This is a genomic window from Arthrobacter sp. P1_B4 (genome assembly GCF_056406555.1).
Genome location: NZ_JBFTZW010000013.1, coordinates 12,188 through 38,604 on the forward strand (window position 1 = coordinate 12,188; position 26,417 = coordinate 38,604).

A 26,417-nucleotide genomic window follows, 5' to 3' on the forward strand; every position below is an offset into this window, starting at 1 on the left:
TGGGCAGTGGTGGTCACGAGGAAATCCTTTGCATGGAATGGGTGAGGGCTGAGGCGTCGTCCGTGTCCGCCCGGTAGTGGGCTCCGACGGACTGCGTGCGGTTCAGGGCAGCCGCCACAAGGAGGCGGGCCGCGAGGAGCAGGTTCCGGTCCTCATGGGCATCCTGGCAGAGCCAGTCACTGTGGCCGGCATCGGGAGCGGTCTCAGAATGGACAACGTCGTCCCAGGCCGCAAGCACGGTCTCCGCCTCCCGCAGTTGCTCCCCGCTGCGCATTACCCCGGCGTCCGCCGTCATCAACCGCCGAAGAGCGTCGCGCGAGAAAACCCCGTACGCGGATACCGACTTCACAAAATCTTCGGACACGCTCGCTAAAGTGTCCTCCCCTGACGTGAAGTCGTGCGACGGCGCTGCGGAAGCGTGCGTCAAGGGGAGGTCGCCCGCGGCCGTGGGCCCACACGATCCGGGTTCCCTGGCCGAGCTTGCGAGGCTAGGGGGATCGTGGGGAGCACGCGGAGCAGTGGTGTCGTGCGACGGGTCGGCGCGCAGGAAGTCCTCGACGGCGCGGCGGCCGAACACCAGGCCCTCCAGCAGCGAGTTGCTCGCCAGCCGGTTGGCCCCCTGCGCCCCGGTGCGGGCGACCTCGCCGGCGGCGTACAGGCCGGGAACGGACGTGCGGCCCCGCAGGTCGGTGCACACGCCGCCCATCCAGTAGTGCGCGGCCGGGGAGACGGGGACCGTTTCTGTGGTCCAGTCGTAGCCGGCGGCGAGGGTGGCCGCCGTGATGGTCGGGAACCGCCGGGCCAGGAAGCCCGCGCCCCGCGCTGCCTCGATGCCGCGGGCGTCCAGGTAGACCGGGCTGTCCGGCGCGGCCCCGGTGGCGGCCAGGTGCAGGGCGATGCTGCGGGAGACGACGTCGCGGGGGGCCAGTTCGGCGTCGGGGTGGTAGTCGGGCATGAAGCGGTATCCCGCGGAGTCCAGCAGCACCGCGCCCTCGCCGCGGACCGCTTCGGAGATGAGCAGGGCCGGCGGCCCGCCCGGAATCTCCTCGGCGGCAAGGGTGGTGGGGTGGAACTGGAAGAACTCGAGGTCCCGCACCGAGGCGCCGGCACGCCAGGCCAGGGCCAGGCCGTCGGCGGTGGCGACGCCGGGGTTGCTGGTGCGGGCAAAGAGCCGGCCCGCCCCGCCGGTAGTGAGCAGGACGGCGTCGGCCGCCAGTTCCTGGGGCCGTCCGCCGGCCAGGTAGGCCACTCCGGTGACCCGGGCCGGCGTCGGGGGCATGCTGCCGCGCTGTGACAGTTCGTCCGGCAGCGCTTCGGCCAGGTCGTCCGGTCCGGTCAGGAGTCCGGTGACGAACGCGCTGGTCTCCACCCGGAGCCGGCCGTGGCCGGCGCGGTCCAGGACGGCGCGTTCGAGGACGGCGGCGACGAGCCCGCGGGCGATGCAGGCGCCCGTCGCGTCCCCGCCGGCGTGCAGGATGCGGGGCGCCGAGTGTGCCGCTTCAAGGCCCAGGGCCGGTCCGCCGTCGGGAGCTGTGTCGAAATGCACGCCGTAGCGGCCCAGTCCGGCGATGTCCCGGACGGCCTCTGTACACAGGACCCGGACTGCCTCGGGGTCGTTGAGCCCGGCCCCGGCGGCGAGCGTGTCCGCGATGTGCGCTGCCACGGAGTCACCGGGGGCGGCATCCTCCGGGGCCAGCACGGCCGAGATGCCGCCCTGGGCGTAGAACGTGTTGCTTTGCTCCAGCGTCCCCTTGCTCAGGAGGACCACCTCGATGTCACGGCCGCCGGTGGCGGCGTCGTCGGTGGCGAGCAGCGCGGCGTAGAGCCCCGCAATCCCGCTGCCGACGATCACGAGCCGCCTGGTCACGGCCGCGCCGCCAGCATGCGCTCCAGGGCCACCTTGGCCGGGGCGGCCACGTCCTCGTCCACGGTGATGCGGTTCAGCACCTCGCCGCGGACGAGCGCTTCCAGGACCCAGGCGAGGTAGCCGGGGTGGATGCGGTACATCGTGGAGCAGGGGCAGATCACCGGGTCCAGGCAGAAGATGGTGTGCTGCGGGTATTCCGCGGCGAGCCGGTTCACCATGTTGATTTCGGTGCCGATCGCGAACGTGGTGGGTTCCGTGGCCGCGGCGATGGCCTTCTTGATGAAGTCGGTGGACCCGGCGGAATCGGCGGCATCCACCACCTCCATGGGGCATTCCGGGTGCACGATCACCTGCACGCCGGGGAACTCGGCGCGGGCCTTTTCGATCTGGCCCACGTTGAAGCGTTTGTGGACCGAGCAGAAGCCGTGCCAGAGGATTACCCGGGAATCGAGCAGGGCCTGTTCGTCGTTGCCGCCGAGGTCCTTGCGCGGGTTCCACATCGGCATCTGCTCCAGCGGCACCCCCATGGCTTTGGCGGTGTTGCGGCCCAGGTGCTGGTCGGGGAAGAACAGCACGCGCTGGCCGCGTTCGAAGGCCCATTCCAGCACCGTCGCGGCGTTCGAGGAGGTGCAGACGATCCCGCCGCGCTCGCCGCAGAAGCCCTTGAGGGCCGCGGAGGAGTTCATGTAGGTGACCGGGATGACCGGGACCCGGCCCTCGGCGTCGGGCTCGGTGCCGAAGACCTCCTCAAGCTGTTCCCAGCACTCGGTGACCGAGTCGATGTCCGCCATGTCGGCCATCGAGCAGCCTGCGGCCAGGTTGGGCAGGATCACGGCCTGGTCGGGGCGGGACAGGATGTCCGCCGTCTCGGCCATGAAGTGCACGCCGCAGAAGACGATGGCCTCCGCGTCGGGCCGGGTCAGGGCGGCGTTGGCGAGCTGGAACGAGTCGCCCACGAAGTCGGCGTATTCGATCACTTCGTCGCGCTGGTAGAAGTGCCCCAGCACGACGGCGCGGTCCCCCAGTGCCGCTTTGGCGGCGCGGATCCGGGCGTCGAGTTCGGCGTCGGAAGCGAGCTTGTATTCTTCCGGGAGCTGGCCCTGCCGGGGAGTGGAGGCCGGTGCGACGTCGGTGGAGGAGGCACCCGGCCCGTAGGCGGGCACGCCGGCGAGGGCCTCGGCGAGGTCGTAGTCCCAGGGCCCGCGGGCCAGCGCGGGGCTGCAGGTGGAGGCGGCCGCGCCCTGTGCCATGGTGGTGGCCTGCTCGCGCGTGATCAGCTGGATTGCCGTGTTGACGCTGCTCATGGTGTGCTCCTGTTGTCTGGGTCGAGGCCTGGGCGGCCGGTGAAGCGGTAGAGGCGGGGCGGGCGGTGCTTGCCGCCCTGCAGATAATGGTCGGTTTCTTCGATTTCCGGTGTGGCCTTGACCTGCCGGCGGAAGTTGGCGGGATCGAGTTCGCGGTCCAGGACGGCCTCGTAGACCTCCCGGACCTGGGCGAGGGTGAAGTACTCGCCCAGCAGGTGGTAGGCGATGGATCCGTAGGCCATCTTGTTGCGCAGCCGCCACAGCGCGTAGTCGACGATCGAGTTGTGGTCGAAGGCCAGCTCGTCCAGCCTGTCGGCGCGGAACCAGCGCACGTTCTCCGATTCGTCGGCCAGCGCGGCCTCCGTGGGCTGGACGAGTGCCCAGTACACGATCGAGACGACGCGCTGGGTGGGCGAGCGGTGCAGCCCGCCAAAGGCGTAGAGCTGTTCGAGGTAGTTCGGGGCCAGCCCGGTGGTCTCGCGCAGGTTCCGCGAGGCGGCGTCCTGGAGTGACTCGGAGTGCGTGAGCGGGCCGCCCGGCAGCGCCCAGAGGCCCTTGAACGGTTCGCGGATCCGGCGCACCAGCGGAATCCACAGCGTGGGCCGGCCGGACCGCTCGCTGGGACGCAGCGCAAAGATCACCGTGGAGATGGCCAGCGACGGCGGCGCGGTCTGGCGCTCCGAGACGTTGGCTGCTGTGGTGTAAACGGTGATCTACCCGCCCTCTGAGGTTCCGGGCGGGTCCGCGATGGACTGCCCGGCTGGATCCGGCACGACCGCCGGATTAGTTATAGTCACATTGACTAGAACTAATGATACGGCCGCGCCGCCCGGGCGCAAAATGTTTCAGGTCACACGGGCCGGACCGGGTTGTCGCCGGCGCACGGACGGGGCTTGTCCGCGGGTGCCGGCACCGGTATTAATCGAGGCTATGGACTCAGAAGTTATGGACCCGGAGGGTACGGACGCAGAGGCCGTCAGGGCCCGATACGCGGGGGCGGCCCAGGCATTCATGGAGCTCGCCGGGCAGGTACCGCACCAGGCGTGGTCGCGGCCGGCACTGGGCGAATGGGATGTCCTGTCGCTGACCGGCCACACGAGCCGTGCCCTGACAACCGTGGAAACCTACCTCGCCACCCCGGCCGCCGGGGCACGGGTGCCGGGTCCAGTGGAATACTTCCTGGCCGTCCGGGGCGCCACCTCGCCCGCCGCGATTGCGCAGCGGGGCAGGGAAACCGGGGAGGCGCTGGGCGAGGACCCTGCCGCTGCCGTGCGGGAGCTTGTCCAACGCGTCACGGCCCTCGTCAGGAACACGCAGGACGATGCCCTGGTGGCCACCCCTGCCGGAGCAATGACGCTCATCGACTACCTGCCGACCCGGACCTTCGAGCTGGCCGTGCACACCCTGGATCTGGCGCGCGCCCTGGGCCTGCCGCCGCCCGCCACCTTGGCCCCGGCGGTCGCGGCCTCCCTGGAGCTCGCCGGAGCCATCGGCTCCCGACTGCCGTCCGCCGGTGATTTACTGCTCTTGCTCACCGGCCGGACCGGCCTGCCCGAAAACCTGAGTGTCCTCTAGCCCGTGCCGGCGGCCGCGGTTTCCAGCAGCGGCAGGGTGCGGCCCTGGAAGTGCGTATTGAGCACGATCACGGAGGACGAGCGCAGGACCGATCGGGTGGCGATCATGGCATCGAGGACGCGCTGGAGGTCCGAATTGGAGCGGGCGGCTATCCGGGCCATGAGGTCCGAGCTCCCGGAGACGGTATGGATCTCGATCAGCTCGGGAATCCGCGCCAGGGCCTCCACGACGGCGTCGTGCCCGAGGTCCTGGTTGATCGTGAGGGAGCAGAAAGCCACGACGGGGTAGCCGAAATGCGCCGGATCGGGCTGGGGCACCCATGAGCCAATCACGCCGGCGTCCTGCATCCGGTCCAGGCGCGACTGCACCGTGGCGCGGGCAACCTTCAGTACCCGGGAGGCCTCCAGGACCGAGGCCCGGGGGGAATCCGTGAAAAATCGGACAATCTTTGCATCAAGCGGATCAACGTCCACTGATTCTTCCTTCCCAAGCGGGACCGGGCCGGACAAACAGCCACCGATGCCCCGATTCAGTTAGCAAACTGCCACCATGCTCTCACGGCGGAGGCGCCCCGGCGGCCGGGGGCCGGCCCCAAATCCGGTAAATTCAATAGGTCCCATAAGGACGAAAAGATCCAAACCACACGAAGGTTCGCCATGACGATGAAGTCCACCGCGACGCTACCCACCGCGGTTCCCGCCCCGAGCCTGGGGCACAGCATGAAACCACGCCAGCTGACAATGATGGGACTGGGCAGCGCGATCGGCGCCGGCCTGTTCCTCGGCTCGGGAGCCGGAATCCAGGCGGCGGGACCGGCCGTGCTGATCTCCTACCTCGTCGCCGGAACCCTGATCATCCTGGTGATGTGGGCGCTCGGGGAGATGGCCGCGGCCAATCCCAACAGCGGCGCCTTCTCCGTGTACACGCAAAAGGCCATGGGCAAGACCGCGGGCGCCACCGTCGGCTGGCTCTGGTGGCTGCAGCTCGTGGTGGTCATCGCGGCCGAGGCCCTCGGTGCGGCCGGGCTCCTGTTCACGGTGTGGCCGGTGATCCCCGTCTGGGCACTCTCCCTGATCTTCATGGCCCTGTTCACCGCCATCAACCTGGCGGGCGTGAAGAATTTCGGCGAGTTCGAATTCTGGTTCGCCATCCTCAAGGTGGCTGCCATCGTGATATTCCTGGCCATCGGCGGGGCCCTGCTGCTGGGCTTGCTGCCGGACGTCCCGTCCCCTGGCCTCAGCAACTTCACGTCCGGCTTCGCCCCGGCCGGCCTGGGCGGCATCGCAACCGCACTCTTCGTCGTCATCTTCGCCTTCGGCGGCACCGAGATTGTCAGCGTGGCCGCGGCCGAGACGGAAAACCCGGAGCGCAGCGTCGCCCAGGCGATCCGCACCGTCGTCTGGCGGATCCTCGTGTTCTACATCGGCTCGGTATTCGTCATCGCGGCCGTCCTTCCCTCGACCTCCGCGGCCCTGAAGTCCCCCTTCGCCGGCGTCCTCGACGTCGCCCGGATCCCCGGCGCCGGCGCCGCGATCACCCTGGTCGCCGTCATCGCGCTGCTCTCCGCCCTGAACGCCAACCTCTACGGCGCGTCCCGCATGGTGTACTCGCTCTCTGAGCGCGGCGAAGCCCCCAAGTTCCTCTCCAAGCTCAACACGGCCCGGGTCCCGGTCGTGGCGGTGAGCGTCTCCGTGGCCTTCGGCTTCCTGGCCGCCGTTCTCGAACTGCTCTTCCCGGACCAGATCCTGCCGGCGCTGTTCCAGCTGGTCGGTTCCACCTGCCTCGTGGTGTGGGGCTCGGCCCTGGTGTCCCAGCTGATCCTGCGCCGCCGGGCTGACCGCGACGGCACTGCGCTGCCGCTGCGGATGAAGGGCTTCCCGGGGCTGACGATCTTCGGGCTCGTGCTCCTGGCTCTGATCTTCGCCGTCGGCTTCAGCAGCCCGGAGAGCAGCAAGCAGCTGGTCAGCACCCTGGTACTGGTGGCCGGCATCGCGGTGGCGTGCTGGACCGGCGCCCGGATCACCCGGAACCGCAACGCCGCCGCCGGCGCGAAAGCCGACCAGGCGGAACAGCCCAGCCGCTAGACAAATTGCCAAGCTCACCGGCGCTCGGGGCGGCATAAGTGTGCAGTCTGGGCACCCCAGCCTAGGCTGATTGCCCACCCCGCCGCCGGTGACTAGGGTCACAGGCATGGACACACTTCTCCCCGTGGCTTCCGGCAGCGCTGCCGGGCCGCTCACAGCCGATGAACTCCGCGAGCTCTATTCGCTCATGGTGGCCGTCCGGCACCTCGACACCTCGGCCATCGCCTGGCAGCGGCAGGGCATCATCCCCGGCTACGCCCCCGAACTCGGCCAGGAAGCTGCCCAGGTGGGCAGCGGCTACGCCGTGGACACCACCCGGGACTTCGCCTTCCCCACCTACCGCGAAATGGGCGTTGCCCGGACCATGGGCGTGGACATGGTGGCCTACATGTCCACCCACAAGGCCACGTGGCACGGCGGCCTCTACAACCCGATGGAATCCCGGCTGGCCCCGATCCAGGCGGTCGTCGCCGGCTCCGTCCTGCACGCCGTCGGCTGGGCCCACGGCCAGACGCTGGACAAAAAGGACGGCGTCGCCCTGACCTACTTCGGCGACGGCGCCTCCTCGCAGGGCGACGTGCACGAGGCGATGAACTTCGCCGCCGTGATGAAGGCGCCCGTGGTGTTCTTCGTCCAGAACAACGGCTGGGCCATCTCGGTCCCCACCGAACGGCAGGTGGCCGGCGGCTCCGTCGCGGCCCGCGCCGCGGGTTACGGCATGCCGGCGCTGAAGATCGACGGCGATGACGTCGTCGCGGTCCTCGAAGCGACCCGCCGCGCCTTTGCGCATGCCCGTTCCGGCAACGGCCCGGTGCTCATCGAGGCCATGACCTACCGCCGCGGCCCGCACTCCACGTCCGATGATCCGGGCCGCTACCGCTCCCTCGACGAGGAACGCGACGGCGCAGGCACCGACCCGCTCGAGCGGCTCCGGCAGCGGCTTCTGGCCGATGGAATTGCCGACGAGGCGTTCTTCGCCGAGGCGCTGGCCGCGGCCAAGGTCGAAGAGGAGCAGATCCGTACCGGCATCCAGGCCCTGGGCTCCCGGCCCGGGACCGAAATGTTTGACCTGGTCTTCCAGGAAACCACCCCTGCCCTGCAGGCCCAGGCCGCCAACTGGCGCGAGGAGTCCGAACATGTCTAACTCGATTCTCGAAAGCGAAAGTGCCAGCGGCAACAACACTGCCGACAACACTGCCGGCGACACGATCACCAACCCGGCCGGAAGCGAGCCCGCCACCACGGTGATGTCGATGCAGCAAGCACTCAACCGCGCCCTCGACGAGGTCCTCGCGGAGAACCCCAAAGCCGTCATCTTCGGCGAGGACTGCGGCCGGCTCGGCGGCGTCTTCCGCATCACCGACGGGCTGCAGGCCAGGCACGGTGCGCAGCGCGTCTTTGACACCCCGCTGGCGGAATCCGGCATCCTGGGCATGTCCGTGGGCCTGGCGATGGCCGGGTTCCACCCCATTCCCGAGGTCCAGTTCGACGGCTTCGCCTACCCGGCCATCAACCAGATCGTCTGCCAGATCGCCCGGATGAACTACCGCAGCCGGGGCACCATGCCGATGCCCATCACCCTGCGGGTGCCCAGCTTCGGCGGCATCCGCGCCCCCGAACACCACGGCGAAAGCCTGGAGGCGCTCTTCGCCCACGTACCGGGCCTGAAGGTGGTCTCGCCGTCGAACCCGCATGAGGCCTACCACCTGCTCAAGTACGCCGCCACGCGGCCGGACCCGGTGATCTTCATGGAGCCCAAGTCGCGGTACTGGCAGAAGGGTGAGGTGGACGCCGCCCGGCACGATGCAGGCGGCGGCTCCCCCACCGGTGCCAAGGTGATGCGCGAAGGCCGCCACCTCACGCTGATCGCCTGGGGCGCCATGGTGGCCCRCTGCCTGCAGGTGGCGGAGCTCGCGGCCGAGGACGGGATCGACATCGAGGTCCTGGACCTGCGCTGGCTCAAGCCGATCGACGCCGAGGCCCTCGCCGCCTCCGTGCGCAAGACGCGCCGCGCCGTCGTCGTCCACGAGGCGCCGCTGACCTCCGGCCTCGGCGCCGAAGTGGCGCAGCTGATCACGCAAAGCTGTTTCGACACCCTCAGGGCGCCGGTGGAGCGCATCACCGGCTTCGACGTCCCGTACCCTTCGGGCGACCTGGAAGATGAATACATCCCGAACATTGACCGGATCCTCTTCGGCATCCAGCGAGTATTGGAGTACAAACGTGGCTGAAATTTCTTTCCCGCTCCCGGATCTCGGCGAGGGCCTGATCGAGGCCACCGTGCTGGAATGGCTGGTTTCCCCGGGCGAGCAGGTGGAGCGCAACCAGCCGCTCGTGGAGGTCGAAACCACCAAGTCGGCCGTTGAATTGCCCAGCCCGCAGGCAGGTAAGGTAGTGCGTATCTACGGCGGGCCCGGCGACAAGATCAATGTCGGCGAGCCCCTGATTGTGTTTGAGGTGCCGGACAACACCGCCGGCATCGTGGGCACGGTCCCGAAGGAAGAGGCACCTAAGCGCCGGGTCCGCCTGAGCGCCGTACTTGATGAGGACTGAGAGCATGAGCGGCAGACACACCGGCGAACAGCATTCGCACACCGTTGAGGGCACCGACCCCCAGCTGTACGTGCAGGTGCATGAGCCCCAGAACGACGCCGGGCTCCGTCCCGTCCTGCTGCTGCACGGCTTCTCCTCCTCCTCCAAGCTCAACTGGGAAGACAGCGGCTGGCTCACTGCGCTCCTGGAAGCCGGCCGGCGCGTCATCACCGTGGATCTGCCCGGCCACGGCCGCAGCGGCGCCCCGGAGGACATGGACTCCTACTCCCCCAGCCGGATCCGTGCGGACCTGCTGCAGATAGTGTTCGACGCCGGCGCGCGGCCGCTGCGCGACGGGGACCCGTCCAGCGGGCTCGACGTGATCGGCTATTCGCTGGGGTCCCGCCTCGCCTGGGAGTTCGGGGCCACACAGCACGAGCTGGTGCACCGGCTGGTCCTGGGCGGCCCGAACGTCGCCGACCCCCTGGCGGACTTCGACCTGATCGCCGCGCAGCGGTACCTGGCCGACGGCACGCCGATCGCGGACGAGTCGACCGCCGGGCTGCTGAAGATGGCCATGCTGCTGCCCAGCAACAACATCTTCGCGCTGCTGTCCCTGGTCGAGGCAATCAAGACCGAGCCGTACGACCCCGCCGAAGCGGTCCCCCACATGCCGATGCTCCTAGTGGCGGGGGAAAACGACGACCGGGCCGCCACCATGCCGGAGCTCGCAGCCCTGGGCGCCAAGGCCGGCGGCCTGGTCGAACAGCTCGTGCTGCCGGGCCGCAACCACACCAACGCCATCACCAGCCGCGCCTTCAAGCAGGGCGCCATCAGCTTCCTGGGCGTCTAAACCCACCGTACAAAAAGCAACGCGGGGTCACTTACGGCCCATCCGAATGATCTGGATGGGCGCGCAGTGACCCCGCGTTGCTCTTTAACCCAGAGGGGCACGGACCTTGCGGTCCGCGCCCCTCGTGCTTGCCTGGTTGCTAGTGCTTTGCGGCTTCGGCCGGCGCGTGGTGCGCGACGCCGAGCGGGCGGCCCCTCGTTTCCCCGGTCAGCAGGACGCCGACGGCGGAGATGACGCAGAGGATCATGATGTAGATGCCGATGGAGCCGGTCCAGTGGGTGCCCTGCAGGAGGACTTCCGCGATGGTGGCCGCGAACGCGCCGCCGAGGATCGCACCGAAGGCGTAGCCGATCGAGATGCCCGAGTAGCGCACCTCCGGCGGGAACATCTCGGCGTACATGGCGGACATGGGGCCGTAGGACAGGCCCAGGCCGACCGTGAGGACGAACAGCGCGACGCCGTAGAGCAGGATGTTCTTGGTGTCGATCAGGGCGAACATCGGGATCATCCAGGCAAAGACAATGCCGTAGCCGATCAGGAAGGTCTTGACGCGGCCGATCTTGTCCGAGAGCCAGCCGCCGACCAGGGTGAAGATCAGCCAGCCGAAGGAGGCCAGCGTTGTGGCGAGCAGGATCTGCGGGGTGGGCATCTTCAGCGTCTTGGTGGCGTAGGAGATGAAGAAGGCAATCAGCAGGTAGCCGGCGGCGTTGTTGCCGATGAAGATCATCGTCGAGTAGAGGACGGCCTTCTTGTGCTTGCGGAGCAGCTCGCCCAGGGGCGCCTTGCTTTCTTCCTTGCGGTCCTGCATCTCCTTGAAGACGGGGCTCTCGGCGACCGCCCGGCGGATCAGGTAGCCGACGATGATCAGCACGATGGAGAGCAGGAACGGCACACGCCAGCCCCAGGACGCGAAGTCTTCCTTGGACATGGAGGTGTTGAGGAAGTACAGCAGGCCGGTCGCGAGGATCATGCCGACCGGAACGCCGATCTGCGGGTAGGCGCCGAACAGGCCGCGCTTGCTCTTGGGAGCATGCTCCACGGCCATCAGGGCAGCGCCGCCCCATTCACCACCGGCGGAGAAGCCCTGGATGACGCGGAGCAGGATCAGGAGGATCGGGGCCCAGACGCCGATCTGCGCGTAGGTGGGCAGCATACCGATCAGGGCCGTGGCGGCGCCCATCATGATCAGGGTGAAGACCAGCATGGCCTTGCGGCCGAGGCGGTCGCCCAGGTGGCCGGCGACGATCGCGCCGAGCGGGCGGAAGAGGAAGCTGATGCCGATCAGGGCGAAGGACAGGATCTGCGCCAGGCCCGGGTTGGAGTCGTTCAGCGGGGCGAGGAACAACGGCGAGAGCAGCGTTGCTGTCAGCTGGGCAAAAATGAAGAAGTCGTACCACTCGATGGTGGTGCCGACCAGGGTCCCGGCGAGGACCTTGCGTTCCTCATGTTTGCTGCTGGGACCCGCCTCAGAATCTACGGATGAAGTTACGGTCATTGGAACTCCGTTGCTGGGGGCAGAGGTACTGCCCGGGGTGGGTGCGAAGTGGATAACTGATGCCTCGTTAATTACTGATCGAACGGTCAGTTAGTATTCTGAATACTACTATGAAAGATGTGATAAGGCACACACATTCCCGGAAAGTGTCTTCCGCGGGTCAGTCGGTGCGGTTGAGCAGCTCGCGGACCCTGGCCCGGACCGGCTCGCGGTCGTAGGTGTTGACCAGGGCGCCAGCCATGCGGACGGGGTCTCCGAAGAAGAAGTACTCGTAGAGCGACTGGCGTCCGGAGAACCCGGAGATCGAGGCATCGAAGGCCAGTTTGAACAGCCGGACGCGCTCGGGGCCGGTCAGGGTCTTGCCCTGCAGGTACAGCTCGATGTCCTCCCGGGCCTCGCTGTTGACGTCCGCCTCCCCCGGCAGGGCCATGAGGCCCGACGCCGAGAACTTCCGGATGATCTGCGGGAAGCGCTGGGCGATCTTCGGGTACCAGTTGCGGGCGGCGTTCAGGGTGGACCACTTCGGCAGCATGACGCCGGCGTCGTTGAGTCCGGCGTCGGCCTCGGACGCGCGGACCAGAGCCTTGCCGATTTCGACGTCGATAATCAGCTCTGCGATGTCCTCCTGGATGTGCTGGAATCCGTCGATGCCGATCGATTCGGCCAGTTCCGATGCCAGGCCCAGGTAGAACTCGCTCTTGGCGATCGTGCGGGTGACCACCTGGTGGGTCATGAGCGCGCCGGCCCCGGTCTCGGTGTAGAAACTGTTGCACAGCTGCGGGTGGCCCAGCATGAAGATGCGCTCGTTGGGCACGAAGACGTGGTCAAAAACAGCGACGGCGTCCATTTCCTCATAGCGCGAGGCCAGCGGCTCGTCGTGGGTGCTGCCGCCGTTGTACAGCGAGGTGCGGCAGAGGTAGCGCAGGCCAGGGGCGTCGTTGGGGATGGCGAACGCGTACGAGTAGGGGGCGTCCTCCGGGGTGCCCCGCAGGACCGTGGACGGAAACACGAGCAGTTCGTCGGCGATCGGGGCGATGGTGGCGAGCATGCGCGCGCCCTGGATGACGATCCCGTCCCCGCGCTCCTCCACGATCCGGGCCGAGAGCTGGCCGCCGAGCTGTTCCGAACCGGAAACGGACCGGTTGACCTGCGGCGGGATGAGGGTGTGGGTGGCGAGCACGTCGTTTTCCCGGGCCCACTCGTAGTAGTTGCGGATGTTCTCGCCAAACTTCGGATCCGCCTGCGCGAACCACTTCCCCGCCGTGCCCAGCGCGGTCAGCGCGGAGTTCATATAGTCCCCGGAGCGGCCAAGGAAGCCGTTGGAGGACTCGGCCCAGGTGGAGATGGCACGGCGTCGCCGCTGGAGGTCCTCGATGGTCTTCGGCACCAGGAAGGAGGCACTGACCAGGTCCCCGGTGCTGGGTGAGGCGTAAGTGAGCGCCTCCTGGTACAGCGGATCATGCTGCATGTCGAAGAGCCTGGCGTAGGAGCGGGCCACATTGCGGAAGGCCAGGTGCTCGGCGATCTTCTCGCTGACCACCTCGCCGTCGATCACCACATGCGGCGTCATGGCATTGAGCTTGTCCAGGTACTGCCGTCCGGTGCGGATACCCATTGGTCGTCCTCCAGTCGTCGTTGAGCTGAATTGCCGGGAAGGAATGTGGCGCTAGCGCTAGAGCAGGTCCTCCATGCCCAGCAGGCTTTCCGGAATGGTGGTGAAGGTGCCGTTGGCGAACGCCAGCGCATCGCCGTTGCGGTAGTTGAAGTCCACTACCTCGCCGATGTACAGGGTGTGGTCGCCGCCGTCGTACGCCGCCCAGGGCTTGCATTCGAAATAGGCGAGGACATTGGACAGCCGCGGCGCGGTCTTCCCCTCCACCCACAGCGGCTCGGGGCCGGGCCTGCCGGCGAAGTGCATGGCCAGGTACCGCTGCTCGGCGCCAAGGATATTCACGGTGAAGGGCCGGCCGGCGAGCTCGTCGTGGGCCCTGGCCGTGCGGGCGATGCTCACCAGCACCAGCGGAGGGTCCATCGAGACCGAGGTGAAGGAGTTCACGGTGATGCCGTGGCGTTTCGTGGCCCCGTCGAAGGTCACGATCGCGACGCCGGTGGCAAACCTGCCGAGGCTGCCCCGGAAGTGGTTGGCCCGCGGTGCCGACAGGGGGCCCTGGGCGCCCCCGGCGTGGCCGCGCGGCGTGGCAATCATCATAGATCCCTTGCGTTCGTTGCGTTTCCCGACCGTGGTGTGGGTGTGCTTTGGATCAGCCGTGTTCTCTAGTCGGATTCTACAATTGTGTTCTATAATCGAACAAACAGTTCCCATATAGAACGCTAGCTGACCATGAGCCGGAACACAAGGGTAGCCCGGCGTCCAGTAACCCCGCACCTAGGATGGACCCCATGACCCCGAATGCCGGCACCGCCCAGGCTTCCCCGTCCCAGACGCTGTCCCGCGGTATCAGGGCGCTGGAGATCCTCGCCGAGGCCCAGCAGCCGCTGACCATTGCCGAACTCGCCGACGCCATGGGCGTCCACCGCTCCGTGGCCTACCGGATCCTGCGCACGCTCGAGGACCACTCGCTGCTGGTGCGTGACGACGGCGGCCGTGTCCAGCCCGGCCCGGGCCTCGCGGTCCTGGCCCGCGGGGTCTCCCGGAACCTGCAGACGGCGGCGCTGCCGGAACTGACCCTGCTGGCCAACACCCTGACCATGAGCGCCTTCGTGGCGGTCTGGGACCGGGAGGAGTGCGTGACGCTGGTGACCGTGGATCCGCGGCACAGCGGCGCCGCGGTGGTGCAGCACCCGGGGTCGCGGCACCCCATCAGCGCAGGAGCGCCGGGCATTGCGATCCAGTCAGCCTTCCCGGAGCAGGAGTGGCGGGCCCTGGTCCCGGGCATCCCGTACCGGTCCGAGGCGGCCGAGGCCCGGCACCGCGGCTATGCCGCCAGCCATGATGAAGTGATCCCCGGTGTGTCCTCGATTGCGGTGCCGCTGCGTGTTCCGGGCGGGCGTCCGGCCGCCCTCGCCGTCGTCTATATCCGCGCCGCGCAGGATCCGGACGAGGTCGCCGCGGCCCTGACCGAGGCGGCGCGTCGCATCGAGGCGCAGCTGGGCTGAGCCCGCGCCCCGTCCCGCAGGGCGCTGTCCCGTCGGGGTCTATGCGGCCGCGGCCGTCTTCTTCCCGCGCTGCCGCAGTACGACGGCGGCTGCCGTTCCGAGCAGGAACAGCGCCGTGGCGGCGCATACCGGAACCAGGAAGGCCGTCGAATACCCCAAGTTCTGCGCCAGCTGTCCGGCGATGGAGGATCCGAGCGCGGTGCCGGCCACAATGCCGCTGGCCAGGGCCGTCATGACCGTGCCGAGCTTTCCGGCCGGGGCCACGAGGCCGCCGATCGCGAAGACAGTGACCATGAGCGGACCAACGGGCAGGCCCAGGACCAGCAGCACAAGGACCATGGGCAGCGCCGTCGAGGGCAGCAACAACAGTGATGCGAAGCCGGCCATGAGGGCCGCGCAGGCAATCCAGCGGGCGTTCACCGTGAAGCGCCGGGGCCAGTACGCGACCGAGAGGGCTGCCGCGGCGGAGCTCAGTCCCATGACGGCGTAGAGCAGGCCCGCGAGTTCGGAGGTGGCGAAGCTGGCGGAGAAAGAGCTCAGTGCTGTCTGGGTGGAGCCGAAGAACGTGCCCATGCACACCATCGCCAGCACGGGGAGGGCGACGGCGGCGAAGGTTTTGACGCGCTGGGCTGCCGTGCGGGTTTCCCTGTGGTTGTCCCCAGCCGTAGTGGCCGCCGGGCCGGCCGCGTGTCCTGCGGCCGGACCGGCGGGCCGGCGCTTCGTTGTGCGGACCACCGCAAGGTGCGTGGGGTGGACGGCGAAGGCGGGTACGAGGACCACTGTCAGTGCCGCGGCGAGGGCCAGCGGCAGCCACGGCGCGAGCAGGCTGGCGAGGATTCCGACGAGTGCGGGGCCGAGCACGAAGGTGAGCTCGTCCGCGGTGCTCTCATAGGAAAGGGCGGTGTCCAGGTCCGCGGGGTCTCCGGCCGCACGGGTTCCGGAGCCGGACGTCCGGGACGTCAGCGCCATCCAGCGGACGCGGGCCAGCGGACCGACCTGCGGGCAGCTCACCCCGGCCACGAAGGCCGCGGCCAGCACGGGCACCGCGGCGGCAAGGTCGTGGACCCCGGGGATGAGGTAGGCCGTGAGGATCAGGGCAACGATGGCCACGGTGTTGGCGATGGCGGATACGAGCAGGACGCCGCGCTGGCCGAGCCGGTCAGCGAGGACGCCGAGGACGGGGGCACCGAGTGCGGAACCGATGCCGACGGCGCCGGCCGCGGCGCCGCCCACGGCGTACGAGCCTGTGACGGCGGTGACGAGTGTCAGGGCGCCGACTGTCAGCATGGCAAGCGGCAGGCGGGCGAAGAGCCCGAGGGGGATGAAGCTGCGGCCGGCGAGCAACGGCAGCTGCGCGTAGCGGCCGCCCTTTGCGGGCGCCGGGGCAGGCAGAGCGTCGGTCGAAATTGCGGGGGCCTGCTGCGCGTAGGTCGGCGGCAGTGGGGCGTCAAGAGTAGACACCAAAGACGTCGGTGAAGGGTTCATGGTTTCCGGGTTCGCTAAATACTGCGCATCGTCCCTCCTCCCGATGCGCGCGACCCGGTAACAGAGCAATGATACCCGATCCCGGGGCGCCGGCCCGGGGACCGGCTCAGGCCCGGGTGTCGTCGCTGATGTGCAGGGTGGAGCCGCTGCGGCCCTTGACCACCTGGAGYTGGGTGCCGATGCGCTGCTTCATTTCGGCGACGTGGCTCACGAGCCCCACCACCCGGCCGCCGTCGCGGAGGCTTTCGAGGGCGTCCATGACCTGTTCCAGCGCCTGTTCGTCGAGGCTGCCGAAGCCCTCGTCCACGAAAAGGGTCTCGATGTCCACGCCGCCGGACTCATGCTGCACGACGTCCGCCAGCCCAAGGGCCAGCGCCAGTGAGGCCATGAAGGACTCGCCGCCGGAGAGGGTGGCGGTGTCCCGGCGCTGGCCGGTCCACTCGTCCACGACCTCCAGGCCAAGGCCGGACTTCGCGCCGCGTGCTGCCTTGGCGTCGGTGTGCTGCAGCGTGTAGCGGCCATCGCTCATACCGATCAGGCGTTCGGAGGCAGCGACGGCCACCTGCTCGAGCCGGGCCGCGAGGACGTAGCTGTTCAGGCTCATGCGGTAGGTGTTGTCTCCGCCGCCCTTGGCCGCGTCCGCGACCGCGGTGAGCATCGCGGCCCGGTCCCGCGGTTCCCTGCCGGCGGCGGCGAGGTCCGCGTAGTCGCCGGCGATGCGCCCGAGTATCCGGAGCGAGTTTTCCGCCAGCCCGGCAGCAAGCATGGCTTCCCGGGCTTTGCGTTCAGCCGCCGCCGATTCCGTCCTGAGCTCCTCGAGGGCGGCGTCGCTGACGATGTCCCCGGCGGCCCGCTCGGCTGCCGCCAGGGCCAGGTCCTCTCCGGCGAACAGTTCCTGGATCCTGGCGGCCTCGTCCTGTCCGGCCCGGATGGCCGTTTCGAGGCTTGTCGCCACCGGCGCTGGCAACAGCGCTTCCCGCGCCGCGGCTTCGGTGCTGAAACCGGCTCCGGGAAGGGCCTCTTCAAGGTTCCGGCGTGCCTCCGCGGTGCGGGCGGCGGCCTGTTCGTGGGCCGAGTGTGCGGCGTCGGCGTGCTCCAGGACCGCCGTGGTTGCCGTCAGGGCGGCGATCCGCTGTTCGAGGGTCGCGTGGCCGGCACGCAGCTTGTCCAGGGTGGCTTCGAGGGCCTGTGCCTGTTCGTCGATTTCGGCGATCGTCGATTGCGTCTGCGCGATGCCGGAGACGGCGTCGGCCTGCGCCCGCTCTGCGTCGGCGATCTCCGCTTCGAGTTCTGCCATCCGGGCCCGGCTGGCAGCAAGGTCCGTGGCAGCGCGGACCGCGTCATCAGCCCGTTCCCGGGCCAAGGCTGCCTCCTCACGGGCTTCCCCGGCAGGTGTGTTGCCGCCTTGGGCGGCCAGGACGGCGACGTTCTGTTGGGCCTCGGCGAGCTCACGACCTAGGGCGGCGACGGTTTCTTCTGCCGTGTCGCTGGCCTGTTGCGCGGCTTTCTCGGCCTCGGCGACGGCCAGGGCGGAGGCTGCTGCGGGGGCAGGCGCCGGGTGTTCAGGGCTGCCGCAGACAGGACATGGGACCCCGGCCAGGAGCTGGGTGGCGAGCTCGGCGGCGGCGTTGGTGAGCCGTTGCTCACGGAGGTCCAGCCAGTGCTGTCTCCGGTCCTGGTGCGTGCTGAGGGCAGCGGCGTGCTGTCCGGCGGTTGCCGCGCATTCGGCCTCGGCGGCGAGGAAGCGGCCAACGATGGTCACGAGTTCGTCCGCTGCCGTGGCTTCCTTGGTGCGCAACTGGACTTCCGCGGCCAGCTCCTCGAGGGGGCGGATGCCGGCGGACAGGGCCGCCGACTCAGTGCGCAGGGTGTCCAGTGCGGCGGCACCGGCCAGCCGTCCTTTTTCCAGCTCCTGCAGTTGCAGGCGCAGCCGGCCGCCGCGCTGTGTGAGCCCGAGGAGCCGGGCTTCGTCGGGCAGGCGTTCGGTGAGCACGGCGTTCAGGGACCGCAGCCGGGCGAGGGTTCCGCGGACGGCCGCGCTGTCCAACATGACGGATTTACCCGCCCGGACAGGGTCGGCATCGTCGTCGTCGGCGGTGGGGACGCCGGCGTCGAGGACGTCCTGCCCGGCGAGCTCCGGGTCTGTGGCGGCCGCGGACCGCAGCTGCCGCGCCGCATCCAGCAGGGCCGTTCCTGCCAGGTCCTCGGCTGCCGCGGCGCTTTCGACCGCCTGCAACTGGCCGCCGAGCATTTCGGCCTGGCGGTGCAGGCCCAGTGTGACGGCCTTGCCCGCCAGGACGGGGGCGGCGGCGTCGGCGTCGATCCGCCGCTGTTCCGCGGCGGCGAGTCTGGCGTGGCGGTTGGCCCGCGCGTTCGCCGCCTCCAACAGGGACGCCTGGTCGGCGGCCTGCTTCTCGGCTCCCCCGGCAGCGCTGCGCCGGCCCTCCACGGCGGCTGCCGCTGCGGCGTCGAGCCAGGCCAACAGGGCATCGGGTTCATCCCGGCCGGGGGCGCCGTCGGGGTCGAGTTCGAGCGCCGCTGTTTCGGACTCCGCCTGTGCCAGCAGCAGGTCCAGCTTCGCGTTGAGGTTGGCGACCTCGGCCTTGGCGGTCTGCGCCTGCCGGGACAGTTCCTGTTCCACGGCTTCAAAGCGCTGCGTACCGAACAGGCTCTGCAGCAGCTCCAGACGGTCGGACGCCTTGGAGCGCAGGAACGCGGCGAAGTCCCCCTGCGGCAACATGACGACGCGCGTGAACTGGTCCCGGTTCATGCCCAGGACGTCGGTGATCTCGGCGCCGGCCTCATCATTCCTGCCCGATTTCTCCACCCACGCGCCGTCGATGCGTTCGCGCAGCAGCGTGTTGGCCTGCTGGACCGTGAAGCCGTTCCGGCCCCGGGCGCTCGGCTTGTCCCACGCGGGCGAGCGGGAGACTTCGAAGTGCCGGCCCTTGGCCGAGAATTCGCAGGTGACGCGCGGCTCGGCGGCGGCCTCCGCGTGGTCGCTGCGCAGCCGCTTTCCGTCCTGGCGGGCCCCGGGAACCGATCCGTAGAGGGCGAAGCAGATGGCGTCCAGGACGCTGGTCTTGCCCGCGCCGGTGGCGCCGTTCAGCAGGAAGAGCCCGTGTGCGCTCAGGCGGTCGAAGTCGATCCGCTCCGTGCCCGCAAACGGGCCGAACGCGGAAATCTCCAGGCGGTGGATCCTCACAGGGACGCTCCTTCCAGGCGCACGACGTCGAGCGCCTCGGCGAGGACTGCGGCTTCGGCGTCGGAAGCCGGCCTGCCCCGGACGTGCTCGAGGAATCCGCAGCAGACGGAGAGGTCGTCCTCGGCTTCGGCCAGCCGGCTGCTGTAGCTGGCTTTGGGCGCCGCGCCGGGACCATCGGGATCGAAGCCGAGCACCAGGGTGTCGGGGAACCGTGCCCGCAGGCGGTCCATCGCCTGGGCCGGGCGGGCCTCGTCAGTCAGCGTGATCTGGCAATACGCAGTCTCGGCCCACGCGAAGTCCTCCGACTCCAGAAGCTCATCCAGCTTCCCGCGGAGCACGGCGAGGGTCCGGGGCGCATCCCACAGCACCTCGCGCACGCCGCCGATCCCCTCGGCGTCGACCTCCACGAGCCAGCTGCCCTTCCTGTGCTTCGCCTCCGAGAACGAATACGCGAGCGGCGAGCCGGAGTAGCGCACTGCCGGCGAGAGCTCCTGCCTGCCGTGCAGGTGGCCCAACGCGGTGTAGCCAAAGCCGTCGAAGAGATCCAGCGGGACCGCGCCGACGCCGCCGATGCTCAGATCCCGTTCGCTGTCGGAGCTGATGCCGCCGCTGGCGAAGGTGTGCGCCAGCACCACCGAATGGACGGTCCGGGTCTGACTCCGCTGCCGCACGTCGGCACGGATCCGTTCGGTGGCGGCGCGGGTGACCTCGAAGTGGCTCGCGGTCTCGACGCCCAGCTGCTCGGCGACCAGCCGGGGCTCCAGCCAGGGGATCCCGTAGATGGCGAGCACCGGCGCTGCCTCATTCCCGGCATCGTCCCCGAGCGGAAAGAGAACGGGAACGTCCAGTTCATTCAGCCGTGTGCGCAAATGCACTCCCCCGCGCTCGAGCAGCCGCGACGCGAACCCCAGCCTGATAGCGGAGTCGTGGTTGCCGCTGGTCAACACAACTTCGGCGCCGGCCCCGGTGAGGCGCACCAGGGCGTCATCCAGCAGGCCGACGACGTCGACGCCCGGCAGTGCGCGGTCATAGACGTCCCCGGCGATGAGGACGACGTCGACGCTCTCATCCCGGACAAAGGCCACAAGCTGGTCGATGAAGGCGCGCTGGGCATCCAGCATACCGATGCCGTGGAAGGACCGGCCCAAGTGCCAGTCGGAGGTGTGCAATAACCGCATATTCCTACGGTATCGGCTGCCACCGACACTCTTGCGCCACCACCCCGGAGGTGTGACGGAGGTTAAAAGTGGTCAGCAGTAGCTACTTCCCGCCCTTGCGGTCGAAGAAGCTGCGGGCCTCGTCGTTGCCGGCGGGGGCGGCCGAAGCAGAAGCGGTGGCGGCGGTGACGCCGGCCAGCCCAGCGTCATCGAAATCGGCGCCATCCGCATCGGCTTCCGTGAGCTCTCCGTCGGACTGGGCGGCGGGCCTTCCGTCGGACTGGCCGGCGGTCTGGGCGGTGGGCTGGCCGGTGACCGCGGCAGTGGCCGGGTCACTGGTCCGGGCCGACTGGACGAAGCCGCGGCATACCAGCCCGGCGATGGCCGCACCGACCACCGGTGCCACCCAGAACAGCCACAGCTGCCCGAGCGCGTCCGGGCCGCTGAAGATGGCCGACGCCGTTGCCCGGGCCGGGTTGAACGGCACATTGCCCAGGGCCTGGCCCAACTGCAGGAGCATCGCCGTCGTCAGGCCGACCGCGAAGGGCGCAGCCGCCCTGGACGGATTCCGGCGGGCGGTCGTGGCAAGGAAGATGGCCACGAGCAGTGCCGTGCCGAGGACCTCCACGAGCAGGACGCCTGCCATGGGCACCTGGATGATCGAGTGCTCGCCGAATCCGGCAGCCACGGTGGCGAATGCGCCCTGGGAGTCGTTGATGGTCGGCACGGTGCGCAGCACGCCGTACAGGGCGACGGCCCCGAGCATGGCGCCCACCAGCTGCGAGCCGATGTAGGCGGCGGCGTCGGCCAACCGGATCCGGCCGGCGATGGCGCTGCCTACGGTGACGGCGGGGTTAAAGTGGCCGCCGGAGACGTAGCCGACGGCGAGCATCGCCGCCGTCAGGGCCAGGCCGGCGGCCAGGGCGGCGGGCAGCGGGCTCGACTGCGGAATGGTGAAGAGCGGCACGCCCAGGCCAGCAACCACGACGATCAGGGTCCCCAGGGCCTCGGCGGACAGCCGGGCGACGAGCCCGGGCCGGGGCCGGGGCGGGACGTCGCTGGCGGCCGGTGGCTGGACGTCGACGGAGTCGGGGGCTGGCACAAGCAGGGTCATGGTCAGGATTCCTTTGCTGGCGGCGCGCCCAGGGCTGCAGTTGCGGCGTCGCTGGACCGCCGCCGGGTTCGTGGTCCGGGGCGGCCTCGGCCGCCTGGAGACTGGGTCCGCCAGCAGTCTGCCAGCGCAATCTGGATGTTGGCTGGATTCCGGCTGGGTGGCCGTTCCGGCCCGCCGCTCAGTGCCCCAGGGCGACCGCGGCCACGGCGCTGGCGGCCAGGACCACGACGGCGGCGGCGGCCCAGCGCAGCAGCGGCGCCGCCGGCGCAGCGTTGGACCGTCGGAGCTCGCGCCCGCGGACCAGCACGCACACACCCAGGACCAGCGTAGCGGCCATGGCGGCCAGCGCGCAGAGACCAAGGAAATCAACAGGACCCGCAGCGCCGCCCCGGGACCCTGCGAGCGCCCAGCTGCGCCAGACCAGCAGGTCCGCCACGATGAGGGCCAGCAACGTCCGGCGCCAGGCCAGGGAGGTCCGCTCGGGCTGCAGCCCGGGGTCCCTGGCCGCAGCCGGTTTCACCTCGCCACCAGGATCAGGACCGCGAACACCAGGGCCGCAGCCGCGACGCCGATGGTCATCACCAGCATCACGGCGGAGAACGGCAACTCCCTGTTGTTCCGCATGGCAGCCTCCATGAGCCCCCACCGGTGATAGGACAGGGCGGCCAGGCCCGCGCCCAGGAACGCGAGGATGACGCACAACACGATCCGCACGGGGCCGGGGGCGATCTCCGGGGCCAGCTGGTCGATCGCCAGGGCTCCGGCAATCAGGGCCAGGGACGTGCGGATCCAGGCCAGGAACGTCCGCTCGTTGGCCAGGGAGAACCTGTAGTCGGGGGTGGTCCCGGTCTTCCGCCACGCTGGTTCGCGCATTCGTTTCCTCCGCTGCCCGGCGGTACGGCGCCGGCGGTTGCCTCGTCTGACCGCTGGACGGGTCCTACCAGCACCCTACCGGCCTTCCGCATCCGCCGCCGCCCGGCACCCAGGCGGCGGCGCTAACTCCCCGGCRGGCGCCGGCATTGCGGGGTGCGGTGCAGCGCCGGGTAAATTTGAGGGCATGAGCACCGAGCCCGGGACCAGCCCCGCACCCGCCCCAACACCCGGCCAGCCACACTCCCCTGCCCACGGCTCGCGCATCCACGGCTGCCTGCTGGGCGGCGCGCTCGGAGATTCGCTGGGCTACGCCGTCGAGTTCGACAGCATTTCCGCCATCCGCGCCCGGTTCGGCCCCGCGGGCCTGCAGGATTTTTCCGCGCTCGACGCCGGCAGCCCGTTTTCGGACGACACGCAAATGACGCTGTACACCGCCGACGGCCTCCTCGAGGCGCTGGAATGGGCCAACGACGGCGTGGCGGCGGACATCAACGCGTGCCTGTGGCTCGCGTACCTGCGCTGGCTGGGCACCCAGGGCGTCGCCGTGCCGGCGTCGGCCCCGTTCCAGCCGCCGCGCTGGATCGATGCCCAGGATGTCCTGAAGAGCCGGCGTTCGCCCGGCAACGCGTGCCTGACCGGACTGGCCACGGGCGAGATGGGTACCGTGAAGCGGCCGGTCAATCCGGATTCGAAGGGCTGCGGCACCGTGATGCGGTCGGCGCCCTTCGGCCTGATCCCCCACCTCGAAGCGGAAACGGTCTATAAGCTCAGTGCCGATGCCGCGTCCCTGACGCACGGCCACCCCGCGGCACGGCAGAGCGCCGGAGTTTTCAGCCTTCTCATCCATGCCCTGTCCTCCGGCCACGGGCTACGCGAAGCGGCGGAATCCGCCCTCGGGCAGCTGCTCGGCGGCATCCTGCGCAAGGGCGAAAATCCGGATCCGGAAGTGGTGGCGCGGCTGCAGGCGGCCCTGCGGTTGGCCGGAAACCTGCCCGGCGGCGGAGACGTGCTCAGCCCCGAGGACCTGGTTGGCGAACTCGGCGAGGGGTGGGTGGCCGAGGAAGCCCTCGCCGTCGCGCTGTACGCCGTGCTGGCCACAGCCCCGGGAACCGGGACAGGAACGGGGACGGCGGACACCGGGACTGCCGACGCTGCCGGGACCGACCCCGCCCAGACGCATTTCCGTGCCGCGATCGCGGTGGCGGTGAACCACAGCGGGGACAGCGATTCGACGGCGTCGATCGCCGGGAACATCCTGGGCGCGTTCTACGGCGAGCGGTGCCTGCCGGCAGACTGGCTGGCGGCGCTGCAGGCGCCGGAGGTCATCCGGGGCATGGCCTCGAAGCTGACCGCCGTCACTGGCTCATAGCTTCGGCGGCCAACACTCGGCCGGGCCAGTGAACGCCAGGTGTCGAGTCTCCGGCATTTGCGCAACGCAGCCAGCTGCGTCCGGAAGCCGCGGCCCGGCTTGTCCGCGGGACATGCCCCGTACCGCCCCGCCGCGAAGGACATGCCCATCCCTGGCCGCGGCATCCTCAGGACATGCCCATTTCCGGCGGCGGGGACTGGACATAGTGCCACCATGTTCACCCGTCAGAGCCTCCAGAGGACATGCCCAGCCCTGGCCGCGGCATCCTCAGGACATGCCCATCTCCGGCGGCGGGGACTGGACATATTGCCACCATGTCACCCGTCAGAACCTCCGGAGGACATTTCCGCCCCTGACGGCAGCGCACCCAGGGACATGTCCGGTCGCCCCATGGCTCGAAGGACATGTCCATCCCCAGGCCGCGGTATCCTCAGGACATGCCCATTTCCGGCGGCGGGGACTGGACATATTGCCACCATGTCCACCCGTCAGAGCCTCCGGAGGACATGTCCCCTGGCGGCAGCGCACCCAAGGACATGCCCAGCCCTGGCGGCCGCTTCGGCGGAACCCAGGCGCCGCGGACCTAAGCGCCCCGGATCCTAGGCGCCGCGGAGCGAGATGTTGTTGCAGGCTTCGCAGACGTCCTCGGGGATGAGCCCGCGGCGCTGCAGGAAGCCGAAAATGGTGCAGCCGAGGCAGAACCCGGCGAACGCCTCAAGGGACGCGGCGGCGATCAGCACGGCGAGCAGCACCCACGCCGCCGGAGCGAGGCCGGCGGCCAGCAGCACCGCCGACGCCGTCGACACGGCAGCGCCGATGCCCTGGGCGAACCGCTTGGGCGGACCGGGGACAAGACGGGTCCGCCCGAGCCAGGGCGTCAGGACCTTGACCGAGAGCTGGGCCAGGGGCGAGATCCGGGGACCGAACAGCACGCGCAGCCAGAAACCGGCCGCGATGACGGCGAGCCCCCACCCGAAACCGGTCAGCAGGGTCACGGCGGACAGCGCCACCACCAGGGCCGCGGTGATGCGGGCGGCGTACTCATTCACCGGGTTCGGAAACGCGAACACCCGATGCCAGTCAATTCCGCGCGTCGCCGGTGCTGACTTCGCGGGCGCCGAGTCCGCCGGCATTGACGCCGACGGCGCTGACTTGGCCGGCGCTGTGGGGACCTGTGCATCCGTGGGTTTGCTCATCCGCCAAGGCTACGAGCGGGCGCGCCGTGGGAGGAATGATTGTTGCGCCGTGTGACCGCCGGACAGGCAGGACCCCGACAGGCGGGGCCGGGTCAGGCAGGTGCGGCAGCCAGATGTCCGCCGACCATCTGGAGGAATTCGCCCTCGGACAGGACCTCGATGCGTTGCCCGCGTTCGTGCAGTTCCAGGACGCGGCGCGCCTTGCCTGTCAACCGGCCGGAGCGCAGGTCCGCGGCCACAAAGCCGTCGCCCACCACCAGAACGGTAGTACGGGCTGTCACCCGGCTTTCAGGCCTGGCGCCGAGCTCTGCGGAACGGACCTTTGCTTCGGGGCGGGGAATTGCCAGTTCGCCGGTGAACACCACGGTCTGGCCGAACAGTGGGTGGTCGGGGCTGGCGGCGGCGTTGGGTGTCGGGTTGGGGCCTTCCTCCGGCCACCCGGCCACGAAGCGCCGGCCCGGGGCCGCGCCGTTTGTTCCCCCGGCGAGCGCCTCCATTGCGGCCAGGGTGGCCTTGGACAGCGGGTCGCGCCGGGGGTCGAACGCCGGCTGGTGGGACACCGTCAGGCCGAGGGACAGGTAGAGTTCCGCGATGCTTGCTGCCCCGTTGCGGGCGGCGATGTCGATCAGGATGCCGGCACAGGCCCGGGCGTCCTCGGCGGCATCGTGGTGGTTGATCAGCGGGACCCCGGCCTCTTCGGCGGCGTACGGCAGCGAATTGGACACCAGGGAGTAGCAGCGCCGGGACAGTATCACTGTGCAGACGTAGTCGTACGCGGGTCCGGCCATCCCGGAGACCTCCAGGCCGGAGCGGATCACACCGAGATCGAACCCTGCATTGTGGGCCGCCAGCACGTCGCCGCCGATGAACGCGCCGATCTCCGGGAACAGCTCCCCGAACCGCGGCAGTCCCGCCACCTGGTCCGGCCGGATGCCGTGGATCCGGACGTTGTGGTGGTCGAAGGTGTCATGGTTTTCCGGTGGCCGCATGAGCCAGGAGGCTTCCTCAACGACGACGCCGCCGCGGACCTTGCTCAGGCCAACAGCGCACGGTGAACCGCGGAAGCCGTTCGCGGTCTCAAAGTCGATCGCCGTAAAGTCCAAAGTCACGGCCCAACTTTACCGCCCGCGGACGGATCCTCCCGCACCGGGAACGGTCCCCGGGGCTGGGCCCCCGGGCCTGCAGCCTGCC

The 26,417-nt window shown here is 69.5% G+C and carries 24 protein-coding genes; 9 read left to right on the top strand and 15 right to left on the bottom strand.

Going from position 1 to position 26,417, the window contains the following annotated elements; all coding sequences use genetic code 11:
- Positions 1–13 precede the first annotated feature (13 nt).
- The 3 genes from AC1D1W_RS07875 to AC1D1W_RS07885 are packed head-to-tail and all read right to left on the bottom strand — an operon-like array spanning position 14 to position 3,884.
- The gene (locus tag AC1D1W_RS07875; protein ID WP_476943378.1) at positions 14–1,867 is read right to left on the bottom strand and encodes an L-aspartate oxidase; all 1,854 of its coding nucleotides are present in this window, start codon (positions 1,865–1,867) and stop codon (positions 14–16) included.
- Complete coding sequence (nadA, locus tag AC1D1W_RS07880; RefSeq protein ID WP_243181292.1) at positions 1,864–3,171, bottom strand: quinolinate synthase NadA; 1,308 nt, start codon at positions 3,169–3,171, stop codon at positions 1,864–1,866. The genes AC1D1W_RS07875 and nadA overlap by 4 nt, the downstream gene beginning before the upstream one ends.
- Positions 3,168–3,884 (bottom strand): NUDIX hydrolase, encoded by a 717-nt coding sequence (locus tag AC1D1W_RS07885; RefSeq protein WP_028277523.1) that lies wholly within the window; start codon positions 3,882–3,884, stop codon positions 3,168–3,170. The genes nadA and AC1D1W_RS07885 overlap by 4 nt, the downstream gene beginning before the upstream one ends.
- A gap of 217 nt (positions 3,885–4,101) precedes the next feature.
- Between AC1D1W_RS07885 and AC1D1W_RS07890 the strand changes: the two genes are divergently transcribed.
- On the top strand, positions 4,102–4,746 hold the full coding sequence (locus AC1D1W_RS07890; protein WP_476943379.1) for a maleylpyruvate isomerase N-terminal domain-containing protein: 645 nt from the start codon (positions 4,102–4,104) through the stop codon (positions 4,744–4,746).
- Here AC1D1W_RS07890 and AC1D1W_RS07895 read toward each other — a convergent pair.
- Positions 4,743–5,219, bottom strand: coding sequence for an Lrp/AsnC family transcriptional regulator (locus AC1D1W_RS07895; protein WP_243181290.1), 477 nt, complete (start codon positions 5,217–5,219; stop codon positions 4,743–4,745). The genes AC1D1W_RS07890 and AC1D1W_RS07895 overlap by 4 nt on opposite strands.
- A 183-nt stretch (positions 5,220–5,402) precedes the next feature.
- On the opposite strand from AC1D1W_RS07895, the gene AC1D1W_RS07900 reads away from it, so the two are divergent.
- The 5 genes from AC1D1W_RS07900 to AC1D1W_RS07920 all read left to right on the top strand — a co-directional run bounded on the left by AC1D1W_RS07900 (position 5,403) and on the right by AC1D1W_RS07920 (position 10,215).
- Positions 5,403–6,830 (top strand): amino acid permease, encoded by a 1,428-nt coding sequence (locus AC1D1W_RS07900; RefSeq protein ID WP_476943380.1) that lies wholly within the window; start codon positions 5,403–5,405, stop codon positions 6,828–6,830.
- Positions 6,831–6,936: 106 nt separating this feature from the next.
- On the top strand, positions 6,937–7,974 hold the full coding sequence (locus tag AC1D1W_RS07905; protein WP_243181288.1) for a thiamine pyrophosphate-dependent enzyme: 1,038 nt from the start codon (positions 6,937–6,939) through the stop codon (positions 7,972–7,974).
- Between the two features lie 103 nt (positions 7,975–8,077).
- Positions 8,078–9,061: an alpha-ketoacid dehydrogenase subunit beta gene (locus AC1D1W_RS07910; protein WP_476943398.1), complete on the top strand. Its 984-nt coding sequence runs from the start codon at positions 8,078–8,080 to the stop codon at positions 9,059–9,061.
- Complete coding sequence (locus tag AC1D1W_RS07915; protein ID WP_018775751.1) at positions 9,054–9,383, top strand: biotin/lipoyl-containing protein; 330 nt, start codon at positions 9,054–9,056, stop codon at positions 9,381–9,383. The genes AC1D1W_RS07910 and AC1D1W_RS07915 overlap by 8 nt, the downstream gene beginning before the upstream one ends.
- A 4-nt stretch (positions 9,384–9,387) precedes the next feature.
- Complete coding sequence (locus AC1D1W_RS07920) at positions 9,388–10,215, top strand: alpha/beta fold hydrolase (RefSeq protein WP_243181287.1); 828 nt, start codon at positions 9,388–9,390, stop codon at positions 10,213–10,215.
- A 139-nt stretch (positions 10,216–10,354) separates the two neighbouring features.
- On the opposite strand, the gene AC1D1W_RS07925 is transcribed toward AC1D1W_RS07920, so the two are convergent.
- From AC1D1W_RS07925 to AC1D1W_RS07935, 3 genes are all read right to left on the bottom strand, one after another.
- On the bottom strand, positions 10,355–11,710 hold the full coding sequence (locus AC1D1W_RS07925) for an MFS transporter (protein WP_243181286.1): 1,356 nt from the start codon (positions 11,708–11,710) through the stop codon (positions 10,355–10,357).
- A gap of 160 nt (positions 11,711–11,870) precedes the next feature.
- Complete coding sequence (gene hpaB / locus AC1D1W_RS07930; RefSeq protein WP_476943381.1) at positions 11,871–13,325, bottom strand: 4-hydroxyphenylacetate 3-monooxygenase, oxygenase component; 1,455 nt, start codon at positions 13,323–13,325, stop codon at positions 11,871–11,873.
- A 57-nt stretch (positions 13,326–13,382) separates the two neighbouring features.
- The gene (locus AC1D1W_RS07935) at positions 13,383–13,919 is read right to left on the bottom strand and encodes a flavin reductase family protein (protein ID WP_476943382.1); all 537 of its coding nucleotides are present in this window, start codon (positions 13,917–13,919) and stop codon (positions 13,383–13,385) included.
- Positions 13,920–14,110: 191 nt separating this feature from the next.
- Here AC1D1W_RS07935 and AC1D1W_RS07940 point away from each other — a divergent pair, with 191 nt between their 5' ends.
- Positions 14,111–14,827: an IclR family transcriptional regulator gene (locus tag AC1D1W_RS07940; RefSeq protein WP_243181283.1), complete on the top strand. Its 717-nt coding sequence runs from the start codon at positions 14,111–14,113 to the stop codon at positions 14,825–14,827.
- A 39-nt stretch (positions 14,828–14,866) separates the two neighbouring features.
- On the opposite strand, the gene AC1D1W_RS07945 is transcribed toward AC1D1W_RS07940, so the two are convergent.
- The 6 genes from AC1D1W_RS07945 to AC1D1W_RS07970 form a co-directional block, all read right to left on the bottom strand.
- A complete protein-coding gene (locus AC1D1W_RS07945) occupies positions 14,867–16,291 on the bottom strand; it encodes an MFS transporter (protein WP_476943399.1) in 1,425 nt (474 codons plus the stop codon).
- 127 nt (positions 16,292–16,418) lie between these two features.
- Complete coding sequence (locus AC1D1W_RS07950; protein WP_476943383.1) at positions 16,419–19,517, bottom strand: AAA family ATPase; 3,099 nt, start codon at positions 19,515–19,517, stop codon at positions 16,419–16,421.
- The gene (locus AC1D1W_RS07955) at positions 19,514–20,695 is read right to left on the bottom strand and encodes an exonuclease SbcCD subunit D (protein WP_243181280.1); all 1,182 of its coding nucleotides are present in this window, start codon (positions 20,693–20,695) and stop codon (positions 19,514–19,516) included. Before AC1D1W_RS07955 ends, AC1D1W_RS07950 begins: the two co-directional genes overlap by 4 nt.
- Before the next feature lie 82 nt (positions 20,696–20,777).
- On the bottom strand, positions 20,778–21,788 hold the full coding sequence (locus tag AC1D1W_RS07960) for an MIP/aquaporin family protein (protein WP_476943384.1): 1,011 nt from the start codon (positions 21,786–21,788) through the stop codon (positions 20,778–20,780).
- A gap of 178 nt (positions 21,789–21,966) precedes the next feature.
- Complete coding sequence (locus AC1D1W_RS07965; RefSeq protein ID WP_476943385.1) at positions 21,967–22,308, bottom strand: DUF202 domain-containing protein; 342 nt, start codon at positions 22,306–22,308, stop codon at positions 21,967–21,969.
- Positions 22,305–22,661 carry a YidH family protein gene (locus tag AC1D1W_RS07970; RefSeq protein WP_028277508.1) on the bottom strand — a complete coding sequence of 119 codons (357 nt, stop codon included), beginning with the start codon at positions 22,659–22,661 and terminating at the stop codon, positions 22,305–22,307. Before AC1D1W_RS07970 ends, AC1D1W_RS07965 begins: the two co-directional genes overlap by 4 nt.
- Before the next feature lie 184 nt (positions 22,662–22,845).
- Between AC1D1W_RS07970 and AC1D1W_RS07975 the strand changes: the two genes are divergently transcribed.
- Together AC1D1W_RS07975 and AC1D1W_RS07980 are read left to right on the top strand one after the other, a co-directional pair.
- A complete protein-coding gene (locus AC1D1W_RS07975; RefSeq protein ID WP_476943386.1) occupies positions 22,846–24,030 on the top strand; it encodes an ADP-ribosylglycohydrolase family protein in 1,185 nt (394 codons plus the stop codon).
- A 437-nt stretch (positions 24,031–24,467) separates the two neighbouring features.
- Positions 24,468–24,617: a hypothetical protein gene (locus AC1D1W_RS07980; RefSeq protein WP_476943387.1), complete on the top strand. Its 150-nt coding sequence runs from the start codon at positions 24,468–24,470 to the stop codon at positions 24,615–24,617.
- Between the two features lie 12 nt (positions 24,618–24,629).
- On the opposite strand, the gene AC1D1W_RS07985 is transcribed toward AC1D1W_RS07980, so the two are convergent.
- Both AC1D1W_RS07985 and AC1D1W_RS07990 read right to left on the bottom strand, forming a co-directional pair.
- Positions 24,630–25,226 (bottom strand): DUF4395 domain-containing protein, encoded by a 597-nt coding sequence (locus tag AC1D1W_RS07985; RefSeq protein ID WP_476943388.1) that lies wholly within the window; start codon positions 25,224–25,226, stop codon positions 24,630–24,632.
- A gap of 92 nt (positions 25,227–25,318) precedes the next feature.
- The gene (locus tag AC1D1W_RS07990; protein WP_476943389.1) at positions 25,319–26,335 is read right to left on the bottom strand and encodes a 3'-5' exonuclease; all 1,017 of its coding nucleotides are present in this window, start codon (positions 26,333–26,335) and stop codon (positions 25,319–25,321) included.
- Positions 26,336–26,417 lie beyond the last annotated feature (82 nt).

What these genes read in the sequence shown, in the direction of transcription:
- nadA (WP_243181292.1), bottom strand. Translation starts at nt 3,171, where the DNA reads ATGAGCAGCGTCAACACGGCAATCCAGCTGATCACGCGCGAGCAGGCC.
- AC1D1W_RS07890 (WP_476943379.1), top strand. Translation starts at nt 4,102, where the DNA reads ATGGACTCAGAAGTTATGGACCCGGAGGGTACGGACGCAGAGGCCGTC.
- AC1D1W_RS07900 (WP_476943380.1), top strand. Translation starts at nt 5,403, where the DNA reads ATGACGATGAAGTCCACCGCGACGCTACCCACCGCGGTTCCCGCCCCG.
- AC1D1W_RS07905 (WP_243181288.1), top strand. Translation starts at nt 6,937, where the DNA reads ATGGACACACTTCTCCCCGTGGCTTCCGGCAGCGCTGCCGGGCCGCTC.
- AC1D1W_RS07920 (WP_243181287.1), top strand. Translation starts at nt 9,388, where the DNA reads ATGAGCGGCAGACACACCGGCGAACAGCATTCGCACACCGTTGAGGGC.
- AC1D1W_RS07925 (WP_243181286.1), bottom strand. Translation starts at nt 11,710, where the DNA reads ATGACCGTAACTTCATCCGTAGATTCTGAGGCGGGTCCCAGCAGCAAA.
- hpaB (WP_476943381.1), bottom strand. Translation starts at nt 13,325, where the DNA reads ATGGGTATCCGCACCGGACGGCAGTACCTGGACAAGCTCAATGCCATG.
- AC1D1W_RS07935 (WP_476943382.1), bottom strand. Translation starts at nt 13,919, where the DNA reads ATGATGATTGCCACGCCGCGCGGCCACGCCGGGGGCGCCCAGGGCCCC.
- AC1D1W_RS07940 (WP_243181283.1), top strand. Translation starts at nt 14,111, where the DNA reads ATGACCCCGAATGCCGGCACCGCCCAGGCTTCCCCGTCCCAGACGCTG.
- AC1D1W_RS07955 (WP_243181280.1), bottom strand. Translation starts at nt 20,695, where the DNA reads ATGCGGTTATTGCACACCTCCGACTGGCACTTGGGCCGGTCCTTCCAC.
- AC1D1W_RS07960 (WP_476943384.1), bottom strand. Translation starts at nt 21,788, where the DNA reads ATGACCCTGCTTGTGCCAGCCCCCGACTCCGTCGACGTCCAGCCACCG.
- AC1D1W_RS07970 (WP_028277508.1), bottom strand. Translation starts at nt 22,661, where the DNA reads ATGCGCGAACCAGCGTGGCGGAAGACCGGGACCACCCCCGACTACAGG.
- AC1D1W_RS07975 (WP_476943386.1), top strand. Translation starts at nt 22,846, where the DNA reads ATGAGCACCGAGCCCGGGACCAGCCCCGCACCCGCCCCAACACCCGGC.
- AC1D1W_RS07980 (WP_476943387.1), top strand. Translation starts at nt 24,468, where the DNA reads ATGCCCATTTCCGGCGGCGGGGACTGGACATATTGCCACCATGTCCAC.
- AC1D1W_RS07985 (WP_476943388.1), bottom strand. Translation starts at nt 25,226, where the DNA reads ATGAGCAAACCCACGGATGCACAGGTCCCCACAGCGCCGGCCAAGTCA.